We start from the raw sequence: 11,089 nt of genomic DNA, 5'->3' as shown, positions 1-11,089 counted from the left end.
CAGAGAAGGGAAAATATAGTACACAGCGTATAAGATTTAACTCCAATTCTTCTGCTTAATTTTTTGTTACATACTTATAAATTTTTCCCACGGCTTACTTAAATGCATGAGATTATAACGTTCTGCGGCAGGAATAAATGCCATAGGTAATACCAAAGCCCCATTTTCATCTTGCAAACGCAAAAGGACTTCATAATGTTGTTGTTTCATCTCAGTTTGCAAAACTGGAATAATCGTTTGGTAGTAGAGACAAAATCGATTTTCTTCCAAAGCCTGAGCAATACGCGTTACCCATTCCATTTCGCCTTTGTGTTGTAGTAGATCGATATCGTCTACTTGATAAACGTGTACCCGATTACGTCCGCGATTTTTAGCTGCATAGCAAGCGGTATCTGCAAGACTTAATACATGAGCAACACTTTCACTCTGCGTATTAATCATAACTAATCCAATACTAGTGCCAATTGTAAAAAGCTTTTCTTGCCAGACAAATCGAAGCTCCTGAACCTTCTGACGTATGGAATTGCAAATTCGTTGTGCCTGTTCTAGTGAGCATTGATTGAGAAGCAAGCCAAATTCATCCCCACCGATGCGGGCTAAAGTATCTGTCTTACGCACTTGACTTTGAAATAATGCTGTCACTTGACGCAATAGTTCATCGCCAGCAAGATGACCGCAGGTATCGTTGACGATTTTGAATTGGTCTAAATCTAGATAGCAGAGGGCGTAATGCTGGTTATGCATTTTGGCATCATTAATAGCCTGCTCTAGGTGTCGTTCAAACTCGCGTCGGTTTACCAGTCCAGTTAAAGCATCATGACTAGCCTGCCAGGAAAGTTGTCGAGATAAGTTGCGGTTACGGGACACATCATGAAATACCATGACTGCTCCAATTATCTCACCATTGCTAGCACGAATTGGTGCAGCGGAATCATCAATGGCAAACTCATCTCCATTACGCGCAATTAAGATTGTATGGTTGGCAAGACCAACGGTTTTTCCTTCATGCAAAGCTGTTTCCAGTGGATTTATTACTGGTTCGCGAGTAGTTTCGTTAACAATCTCAAATACTTCAGAGAGCGGCAATCCTTGTGCTTCTAATTGACTCCAGCCTGTTAGGTTTTGGGCGATGGGATTAAGATATCGTACTAGACCCAGGGAATCCGTAGTGATAACTCCATCTCCAATCGATTGCAATGTCACTTGGGCTAGCTCTTTTTCTTGAAACAGTGCTTCTTGGGCTTGCTGGCGCTCAACTTCTTTGCGCTGGCGATCGCTAATTTCAGCCGCTAATGATAAATTGATTTGATTCAACTCGGCATTTTTGCTTTCTAACTTTTGCGAATATGTTTGCAATTCTTGGTATAGTTCCGCGTTTTCTAGAGAAATTGCTGCTTGGGAAGCCAATAAACTCAGTACTTTCACATGGTTTTGGGTAAACGCACCTTTAGCAAGGTTGTTTTCTAAGTAAAGAATACCTTTGAGTTTACTTTGATAAATAATTGGCAAACAAAGCACAGATTTAGGCTGATTGTTCCGAATGTAAACATCATCAATAAAAAGTTTTTCTTCAGTTGCATCATCTAATACCAGAGTAGATTGACTTCTAGAAACATAGTTGATTAATGCTAGAGGCAAATTTTGACTTGTTTCTATTGGTTTAGGCGGCAACACAATAGCATTGTCTTTATCTACAAATCCCTCAACTATTAGAACCCATTGGTTTGATTGCTGTAAGAGAAGCATTCCGGTTCTTGCTCCAGCATTTTCAATCATGCTATTCATTAGTTTATCAAGCAACTTACTCTGAATAATTTCATCAGAAAGTGCTTGGGAAGCTTTGATAATAGTAGCTAAATCTAACGTTGCTAAATCAAGTCCAGTTGTATCGCTAGGTGTAATCTTTAAATTTTTTAGTGTTTGATATCCAGATAAAATTTGAGGGTAGCGCTCTTTTAAATCTTGAACTTTTGCAATTGCGCCCCAGCGTAGATAACCGTAATAAGCATCTATTAAATAGTCTTTAGCGAGGCGTTCTCTTTTGCATACAAAGTAAAATTCTGCCGCCAATTCCGCAGCTAGAGCTTCTTCTTGAAAATAACCATGCTCTCGTGCATTTTGAATTGCCCGGTCATAATACTCCATTGCCCGATAGTGTTGTCCTAAAACTTTTGCTCTTTCTGCTTCAACCAACTCGTATTTATGCAGAAAGTTCATGGGCGCAGCATTCGCTAATTTTTCCATGTGCTGTTGGCGCAATTGGATTATTTGCAAATACTGATTTTTTTCTGCAATAGTTGTATGGGGATACTGCCCCAGCAAAGCCAGCATATAATAAAAGCTATGAATAGAGACATTTATTGTCCCCATAACACTACCGATATAACGTTCTGCAATCCTGGCATTTTCGATTGCCTGAGCGTACTCTTTATATAAATACAGCAAGTTTGTCTTGGCAAGGTAAAGCGCAGATAAAGCTGTTTGGTTATCAGCTGCGATTAACGTCTTTAAAATTTCTGTTTCATTAAAGCGATCGCTAACCAATTCAAACTTATGTGTGGAGTTACCTAGTAAATTTGCTACCATCTGCTGCCAGATTTTGGCATAATCAATGCAAACTTGATTGCTCAAACTATTGAGTAATTCTAAACGATGTTCGAGCTTTTGAGCGACGCTTTCTAAGTTTTCACCCGTATAAAACAAAGCAGATGAATAAAAAGCAGCAATATATGAGGCATATTGAACTTTACCAACTTCCAAACCACTTTGAATTCCCTCTAACATTGGTTCTAATACGGCAGTGAGAGGGTCTTTAAAATGTCGAACATGACCGTTAAAAATTTCGCAAATCTCAGCTTTTAGTTCTTTGGCATTGTAGCGATCGAGAAGTTGTAAAGCTAACAAACAAGATTGATACGCAGCGTCAATTTCTCCTAACTGACCTGCCAAAATCGAACCATAACAAGCATAGCCATAAGCTGCCATCGCCGAACTTCCATATTGAATGCACAGATCTACCATCGTGAAAATAATTGAGGTGAATAACTGAGCATCTGCAAAATAAGTGGGAGGGCCTGCTGCCACGAGAATTCGCATTGCTGCCAGTTTATAATCGTCAGTCATCGGTGGCAGGCTACTTAAACTCTCAACCGTCAATGAATTTTCATACTGTTTGGTTAAGGCATGAGGAGGATTCTGACTGAGAGGAATTCCCAGCATTTCTATTACTTGTAAGATAATAGCGATCGCTTCTTTCAATCTGTTCTGCGAAACGCTATATTGAATTTGAATTTCATATACCTTAACTTTATCTATAATATTTTTAGCATTGCTTAAAACAATATCTACTAAAATTGCCGTTTGTACAAAATTATTATTGAGAAATTCAGCTGAGGTTGCTTCTACATACAGTGTCAATGTTAAATCATAATTTGTCTGCCAACTCGTTTCTGAAAGTAATCCCAAACCTACCTTTAAATACTTTAGCGCCGGGTCATAAGCTGTAGCTCTCTTGGCTTTTTGACCTGCCATCAAATTTAGTGCTGCTAGTTCATCTTTATGCTTCTGTAGACTTAATAAGTGAGTACCTATATTTAATTGATTAACAATTTCAAAAATGTTCTGTTCCAGTTCCTCTTCTAGTGTATGCTCAAGTAACAATTCTCCAATTCTCAAATGCGTTTGGCTACGCTCAGTTTTGGCAATAAGTGAATATGCCGCTTGTTGTACGCGATCGTGCAGAAATTTATAAGTGATCGCTGGAGGGTTAGAAACAGTTAAGAGTGAAGTATTTTCACCATCAGATTTCTTACTAAATTTCTCTAGCTCGATAACTAGGGGAATTTTATAGTATTGATTTAATGGCAAAATCAGCCCAACTTGCAACGCTTCCCATAAATCCAATGCCGTCTCTGATAAAGACTTTTCATTGACAATACTAAGCACTTCCAAGGTAAATTTGTCACCAACACAAGCACCTAACTTCAGAACGTTTTGAGTTGCTGGCAATAGCTTTTGAATTCGGCTAACCATTAATTCAACAACATTATCCGTAATGTCGATATCTAACAGCTTTTCAATGTCCCACTGCCAACAAGCTTGATTAAAATTGAAAAACAGTAACTTATCTTGATAAAGTGATTTGAGTAGTTGCGATAAAAAGAAAGGATTGCCTTGAGTTTTATTAAAGACTAATTTCGCGAGAGAGTGCGTAGACACAGAGTGACGAATCAAGAGCGATGTCTCTTGATTGCTTTGAAATGTATCAGCAATTAACTGGCTAACATCAACCAGATGTAACGGCTGAAGCACAATGTTGTTTATTGCTGCCCCAGTTTGCTGAAGTTCAGAGAGCATCAGCATTAATGAATGAGTCGCACTCACCTCGTTATCTCGGTATGCACCTATCAACAACAGATATTTACTATTTGGGTCACTTATCAACAACTGAATTAATTTCAATGATGCTGAATCTGCCCACTGTAAATCGTCCAAAAACAGTACTAAAGGATGTTCTAGTTGACAAAACACATGAATGAATTGTCTAAAAACGCGGTTAAATCGGTTTTGAGATTCCGATGCTCCCAGTTCTGGTACTGCGGGTTGGGGTTCGATAATTCGCTCAACTTCAGGAATCACATCAATAATCACCTGACCATTGGCACTCAAGGCTTTTAACAGTTTTGCCCGCCAAATACTAATCCGTTCGCTACTTTCAGTGAGCAACTGCCGGATTAATTCTTGAAACGCTTGAATCAGAGCAGCATAAGGAATATTGCGCTTAAACTGGTCAAACTTGCCAAAAATAAAATACCCATGCTTACGTATGATTGGCTTATGAACTTCATAGACTAGAGATGACTTACCAACCCCAGAGTAGCCACTTACCAGCATCATTTCTGTTGTGCCTTGACTGATACGCTCAAAGGCAGCCATCAAAATTTTGACCTCAAATTCACGACCATAAAGTTTTTGCGGAATCAAGAATTGGCTGTATAAATCTAATTGCCCCACTTGAAAGGCTGCAATTTCTCCAGTCCCTTGTAGCAATTTTAAACACATTTCCAAATCTGCCTTCAGTCCTAACGCATTTTGATAACGCTCTTCTGCTGTCTTTGCCAAAAGTTTCATTACAACATCAGAAACTGGCTGGGATATTTCTCCCAAGCCCAGATTTTCGGCAATGATACAAGGAGAAATTGGAGTTCTAGCAATATGGCAATGAACGAGTTCTAAGGGGTCAGTACTTTGAAAGGGCAATTGTCCTGTCAGTATTTCATAGAAAACAATGCCCAGAGAATAGAAATCGCTACGGTAATCAACTAAGCGGTTCATCCGACCTGTTTGCTCAGGCGATATATAAGCAAGCGCATCTTCAAAAATATTCTGATTACTAATTGTTTGCTTTTCTCCATCTAAATAGGTGGCAAAGCTAAAGTCGTCAATTTTAACCTGTCCAGTTTGCGGATTGAACAGCACATTAGTAGTTTTTAAATTCTTGTGAGTAACCTTGTATTGATGAAGTTTTACTAGTGCTTCGGCAAGCTGAATCCCAATGTGTAAAAAATCATTTAAATCTAGCGTTCTTTGACTCAGATATTTTGGAAGTGGTTTCCCTCCAAAATCTTCCAAAACCATTGCCCAGAGCTGATGGCTATCTTTTAATGCATAGCATTTAATAACTCCGGAAATATTTAACGACTGAAGAATTTTATATTCATATTTTAACCGAGCAATATCTTCGAGAGTTGGGTACTCTGTTTTAATATATTTTATTAGTACGGGTGTTCTTTCTAGTTGTTTAATTCCACGATAAAGAACCGTGTTCCTATCTTCTCGAAGTAGTTCTTTGTGCTGATAACCTTCTAGTCGCATAATCATTATTTCTATTTAAAAATTAAATATGACTTTACATAAAATCCAAATTATAATTTATAAAAAATTTGAAATTTCACTATCCTATTTGCTGTAAGACTGTTCATGTTTATATAGAAATCCTAAATCATTTGTAAGACACAAAAAGGTTGAAAAGCTTATAAAAATTTACTTTTAGTCTCCGTATTTTCTCACGATTCAATTCGGATTACTATATTATTTCAATCTGCGAAATCGGTGCATCATATAACACAAGTGTAAGCTAAGACCTAAGTGAGATAATAGGTAGCTAAAGCAGTTTTAAATAACGTGTAACTTAAGTAATAACCCATTATTGATGCATCTTATCTTACCAATTAAGGAAGAAGGTTCAGTCGCCAGACTGTTGTTTGCTGTATAGTTATATGTTATACCAAAGTTTTTGATAAAATTTGTATGATTTTTGACTGTACTTATTTTTAATTTCAAATTCAGTCTCAATGTAACAATATGGCTGATATTAATTTAGTTAAGCTAATCTGCATTTAAGCTGCATAATATAGCAGAGCAGAACGTTAAAAGCAGTTCAACGCCCCTAGTTTTTTTGCTGTTACCTCTATCTCAATCCGCATTCTAGGATCTGAAAGCCCTGCAACAATCATTGTTGCTGTTGGTCTAACATCTCCTAAATATCTACGAATCACTGGTCAGCTTTGTTCAAAGTCTTCTCAAATCGGTAAAATGTAATGAACTCGTACTATATCCTGCATTACCAGTCCTACCTCTGTCAGTGCAGCATTAATGTTTTTAAAACACTGCTCTGTTTGTTTTACAACATCATTAGATATGGTCATCGAACTGTAATCAAAACCCGTGGCAATACTGCTCGGATTTTGCATTTTTAACTCGGCATTGGGTTTGGGGAAAAGGTTAAAGGGTAAAGGTTAAAGGTTTTTTCTTTCCCCTTTCCCATTCCCCTTTTCCCCTTAACCGACAAGTCTTGAAACCCGTGGTACCAGAAACAAAAACCCAGTCTCCATCAACAACTGCTCTCTTATAAGCAATTTCTTGCTCAAAGATAGAACCAGAAGATATGAATTGACGACTCATTTAATTGTGGAATCTCCTTCCAAATATATCTACAATTAAACCACTATCAACCAATCACACAGTACAGACTTACACCCCGAAACAAAGTTAACAGCAATCTGCCACTGCCCCAGATACCCATTCCAAAACGGCTCACCATCAGCAATTCCAACAGCCGAGCCAATTGTGGAGATTAACTGATTGTAGAACGAGCCAGGGCTGTCCAAGCCTTGCTGCAATTTCAGTTTCAGCCCATTAAGCCTTGGGTAACAGGGCTTTCCACTGGCGTGAGTGTTTGAGGAATATCCTGGGATTGGGTGTCAATGACTGGTGTAGTTGTACTTATATTATTCGTGACTGACACCGACTCACTAAGAAACAGTTCATCTCGATTTAACCACTGCCCAAAAATTGAATTATGCTGATCATCAGGGGCAACAAACCGATAAACGCACTCCCGATTTTCACGCTTACCCAACCGACCAACGTAATCCAATTTCAAATCAATTTTGGCAAGTAACTTCTGTGCGATGGCGCAAGCGCCCGCCGTAGGCGATCGCAATGGGGGTCAGTTTTTCAGAAATGGAAACATTCAAGTAATTCTTGATAACGTGTCGATGCTTTACAGTCAGCGCTTTAAACTCCACCATCTTCTCCTCGCTGCCACGTAACTAAACGTCTGGTGTAAGAAACTGTAACAGATTCAGATTTTCGAGTAACAACACAGCAGGTAATAACTGCCCCTTGTTAAAATCTGGTTTCCAAATCGAATTCTCCCCAGCTTCTAACTGCGATGCAGCTCTTTTGGCATCACGAGTTGTCAGAAATTCCCGCCCCAGCGTCAAATAATAGTGCATCCGCAGTTCAGGATACCACCCATCGTCATATTTCTCGACCAAATCAGGAGTGATACCGTTTCACTTTAAAATTGATACAAGTAGGCAGTCGAGGAAAAGAATTAACGCTTCTTCGCCGCCTTACTAACCGCGAGTCGGGCCAATACATTGTCTATCCCCCTGCGTGATTGGGTCAGATGAATCGGGTCATTTCTCATAACGAAGAGGAAATTCGCAGCCAAAAGCATGGCTTCAATTTCAAAAACTGCCTGAGCAACGTCAGCTTTGGCATCTATCTCGCCGTTAAGCTGTGCATCAAGGATACACTGCTTTAATAATGAAAGCCACTTATCTAGCACCTCAACGACGCGATCGTGCGCTGGTCCGGGGCGTGTGTCGAGTTCTGCTGCGACTGCGGCAAAAAAACACCCACCCGGAAAAACTTTGCGTTCAAGATGAGAAAAAAACGAATTAGCCACTGCTTTAAGTCGCTCAGTTCCCGCGTGCGCTTGCATCGCAGGTTGAAGCACTTCATTATCAAAAATTACAGCTGCCGTTTCGATCGTCGCCAATTCCAGTTCTTCTTTGTCTTTGAAGTGCGCGTAGAGACCACTCTTGCTGATCCCAACCTCAGCAGCTAGATCCCCAAGTGACAGGCCATTCAGTCCCTTTATTGTTACCAACTTTGCCGCAGTCAGCAGAATAGTGGCGCGACTAGTCTGTCCTTTCGAAGGACGAGACTTACCGCTTTCCTCAGTTTTTAATGACGAAATATTACTCATAGCTTGACAATAACACGAACGGTCGTAATATTCAGAAGAGTGGACTAAAAACGAACGGTCGTCTTTTTATGGGAAAGGTCTGATCGTGGTTCGCATTGCTAACAGTGCAAGAAATCCAGAATTAAGTAAAACTACCTGTCTTTACAGGCAAATCAAATTGCTACAGATGTTCGGCATCATTAGAAAAACCACAGAAAACCCTGGATAACTTAAATTTTAATACCACCCTAAAGGGAAGAGATTGCATTGCTGGCTTATACATCACCTCTTCGCAAAGATACTAAGGAGAAATATTATGACAACACTGCTGAATGACAAATTTGAGACGTTGAAAACCAATGTTAAGGGTTATGTAGTGCTTCCTGATGATCCGCGTTATGACGAAGTGCGCGAAATCTGGAATGCGATGATTGATCGGCGACCTGCTGTCATCGTACAATGTGCAGAAGCCTCGGACATTGCCGTTGCGATCGCCTGGGCGCGAGAGAACGGGGTAGAAATATCAATCAGGGGCGCTGGACATAACATCGCGGGGAATGCTGTATGTGATAACGGCATCATGATTGATCTTTCAACTATGAAGAATGTCCGTATTGATGCCCCCAAGAAGCGGGCGTATGTCGAACCTGGTGCAACACTTAGTGATTTTGATTCTTCAGCACAGGTGCATGGGTTAGCAACTCCAGTAGGAATTAATTCAACGACTGGTATAGCCGGTCTGACTATAGGTGGTGGTTTTGGTTGGTTGACTCGTAAGTACGGACTGACGATCGACAATCTGATCTCTGCGGAAGTAATCACAGCAGATGGGAATAAAATACGAACAAGCGAAAACGAAAACCCTGACCTTTTCTGGGCGATTCGAGGTGGCGGCGGTAACTTTGGTGTCGTCACTGAGTTTGAATTTCAGCTCCATCCTGTGGGGCCTGAAATATTGGCTGGGTTAATTGTTTTTCCATTTAACCAAGCCAAACAGGTGCTAACACAGTATCGGAACTTTGTTGAATCAGCCCCCAAGGAACTGAATGTGTGGGTGGTTCTTCGCAAGGCTCCGCCACTGCCTTTTCTGCCTGAGAGCGTGCATGGCAAAGAGGTGATCATACTACCTGTCTTTTATGTTGGCGATATTGCAGAGGGTGAGAAACTGATCGAACCTCTGCGTAGTTTTGGCGATGCTTATGGAGAACACATCGGTACTCAACCTTATATAGAATGGCAGCAAGCATTTGACCCTTTGCTGATAAAGGGTGCGAGGAACTACTGGAAATCTCATAATTTCACAGAGTTACGAGATGGAGCATTAGATGTGCTTGTGGAATTTGCAGGCAAGCTACCCTCTCAAGCGTGCGAAATCTTCATTGGATGCATCGCAGGGGCATCTAACTGCGTCTCGGCCGATGCTACGGCGTATCGTCATCGGGATGCGAAGTTTGTGTTGAATGTGCATGGACGCTGGGATGAGCCAGCACACGATGTGATGTGCATTGCGTGGGCACGTGAGTTTTTCCAAGCTTCTGCTCCTTATGCCTCTGCTGGTACTTACGTAAACTTCATGACTGAGGAGGAGGGCGATCGCATCGTAGCAGCTTATGGAGCTAACTACGAGCGTTTGGTGCAGATCAAGAAACGGTATGATCCTGAAAACATTTTCCATCTCAACCAGAACATCAAACCCTAAGCTAGCAGTCACAATACTTCAAAGCAAAGATGTACTAGTAGTTCGCTTTCGTGACGAAAGCGGGGTAAAGGAGAAGGGGGAAAGGTTTCAAATCCCTTACCCTTTGCCCAGGCATCACGCAGCATTTTTGGGTTGGTAGACTACTAGCGCTGCCAGAATTGCTACCCGACTGGGAACTCACTGTTTCAGACCTTTAGCCACCAATGTTTTAGAAAAAAAGCACTAGTGGTCTGTCGCATTAATTTTGATAGGTTTGTAGTGAGCGATTTATCGCTCAAATCAAGGAATAAAGTCCTTACTACGAACTTTTATAACCCTTCAGAATTAATGCGATGAACCACTAGGGTTCTTGACAAGAAGCCGACAATAAATCTCACGAGCCAGGAGAACAGATGCTGCAACCGCGCAAGTCAGTTGCTCCGATAAGGCAGCCCTAAACTCTCCCTGGCAAGGATTTCACTTGATCGAGTGTGATATTCTCATCTTGACCTCCGCGCATTCTACTCCTGTGACACTGGAACAGTTTGCGGCGATGGGGAATTACGGGACAATTAAGGGGGTTTATCCAGCCAACTTTCTCAAGCCATCCATTCAGTCCATTGCGGCGCATCGACAAGCAGTTGAGCAAACTTTTGAGGGTAAGCATCCTCAAACTTCAGGATCACGGGGCGTTGCAGAATAGAAATTTGAGAGATTCAATCTACTATATAAAATCTACCACTGCCACGATCATAGCTTTTGCTATTAATTTTCATGAAAAGTTTTGACTCCATTTAATGAAAAAAGTGTAGTCTTATGCATCCTGTATAATTGCTTAAATATTCAATAGTCTAATTCCACTCTAGAAATCG

At 40.7% G+C, this 11,089-nt stretch carries 10 protein-coding genes; 2 read left to right on the top strand and 8 right to left on the bottom strand.

All coding sequences use genetic code 11. The annotated features are described in order from the left end of the window. Nucleotides 1–66: 66 nt before the first annotated feature. The 8 genes from H6G86_RS36550 to H6G86_RS36515 all read right to left on the bottom strand — a co-directional run bounded on the left by H6G86_RS36550 (nt 67) and on the right by H6G86_RS36515 (nt 8,560). Nucleotides 67–5,880: a diguanylate cyclase domain-containing protein gene (locus H6G86_RS36550; RefSeq protein ID WP_190938460.1), complete on the bottom strand. Its 5,814-nt coding sequence runs from the start codon at nt 5,878–5,880 to the stop codon at nt 67–69. A gap of 701 nt (nt 5,881–6,581) precedes the next feature. Then, nucleotides 6,582–6,752, bottom strand: coding sequence for a Rid family hydrolase (locus H6G86_RS38345; RefSeq protein WP_199338564.1), 171 nt, complete (start codon nt 6,750–6,752; stop codon nt 6,582–6,584). 31 nt (nt 6,753–6,783) lie between these two features. Further along, the gene (locus H6G86_RS38340; RefSeq protein WP_199338563.1) at nt 6,784–6,963 is read right to left on the bottom strand and encodes a RidA family protein; all 180 of its coding nucleotides are present in this window, start codon (nt 6,961–6,963) and stop codon (nt 6,784–6,786) included. A 35-nt stretch (nt 6,964–6,998) separates the two neighbouring features. After that, complete coding sequence (locus H6G86_RS36535; RefSeq protein WP_190938459.1) at nt 6,999–7,181, bottom strand: hypothetical protein; 183 nt, start codon at nt 7,179–7,181, stop codon at nt 6,999–7,001. A gap of 8 nt (nt 7,182–7,189) precedes the next feature. Then, complete coding sequence (locus H6G86_RS36530) at nt 7,190–7,444, bottom strand: hypothetical protein (protein ID WP_190938458.1); 255 nt, start codon at nt 7,442–7,444, stop codon at nt 7,190–7,192. A gap of 1 nt (nt 7,445) precedes the next feature. Further along, nucleotides 7,446–7,592 carry a hypothetical protein gene (locus H6G86_RS36525; RefSeq protein ID WP_190938457.1) on the bottom strand — a complete coding sequence of 49 codons (147 nt, stop codon included), beginning with the start codon at nt 7,590–7,592 and terminating at the stop codon, nt 7,446–7,448. Between the two features lie 21 nt (nt 7,593–7,613). Next, a complete protein-coding gene (locus tag H6G86_RS36520) occupies nt 7,614–7,841 on the bottom strand; it encodes a hypothetical protein (protein ID WP_190938456.1) in 228 nt (75 codons plus the stop codon). A 59-nt stretch (nt 7,842–7,900) separates the two neighbouring features. After that, nucleotides 7,901–8,560, bottom strand: coding sequence for a TetR/AcrR family transcriptional regulator (locus H6G86_RS36515; protein ID WP_190938455.1), 660 nt, complete (start codon nt 8,558–8,560; stop codon nt 7,901–7,903). Nucleotides 8,561–8,855: 295 nt separating this feature from the next. On the opposite strand from H6G86_RS36515, the gene H6G86_RS36510 reads away from it, so the two are divergent. Continuing rightward, nucleotides 8,856–10,238, top strand: coding sequence for an FAD-binding oxidoreductase (locus H6G86_RS36510; protein WP_190938454.1), 1,383 nt, complete (start codon nt 8,856–8,858; stop codon nt 10,236–10,238). Between the two features lie 484 nt (nt 10,239–10,722). Further along, entirely contained in the window at nt 10,723–10,920 is a 198-nt protein-coding gene (locus H6G86_RS36505) for a hypothetical protein (RefSeq protein ID WP_190938453.1), read from the top strand. Nucleotides 10,921–11,089 lie beyond the last annotated feature (169 nt).

Origin of the sequence: Nostoc sp. FACHB-133 (assembly GCF_014698055.1) — a bacterium.
Lineage (GTDB): Bacteria > Cyanobacteriota > Cyanobacteriia > Cyanobacteriales > Nostocaceae > Nostoc.
The sequence above is the reverse complement of the archived record's forward strand: the minus strand, read 5'-3'. Positions and strand labels throughout refer to the sequence as shown.

What these genes read in the sequence shown, in the direction of transcription:
- H6G86_RS36550 (WP_190938460.1), bottom strand. Translation starts at nt 5,880, where the DNA reads ATGATTATGCGACTAGAAGGTTATCAGCACAAAGAACTACTTCGAGAA.
- H6G86_RS38345 (WP_199338564.1), bottom strand. Translation starts at nt 6,752, where the DNA reads ATGCAAAATCCGAGCAGTATTGCCACGGGTTTTGATTACAGTTCGATG.
- H6G86_RS38340 (WP_199338563.1), bottom strand. Translation starts at nt 6,963, where the DNA reads ATGAGTCGTCAATTCATATCTTCTGGTTCTATCTTTGAGCAAGAAATT.
- H6G86_RS36525 (WP_190938457.1), bottom strand. Translation starts at nt 7,592, where the DNA reads ATGGTGGAGTTTAAAGCGCTGACTGTAAAGCATCGACACGTTATCAAG.
- H6G86_RS36515 (WP_190938455.1), bottom strand. Translation starts at nt 8,560, where the DNA reads ATGAGTAATATTTCGTCATTAAAAACTGAGGAAAGCGGTAAGTCTCGT.
- H6G86_RS36510 (WP_190938454.1), top strand. Translation starts at nt 8,856, where the DNA reads ATGACAACACTGCTGAATGACAAATTTGAGACGTTGAAAACCAATGTT.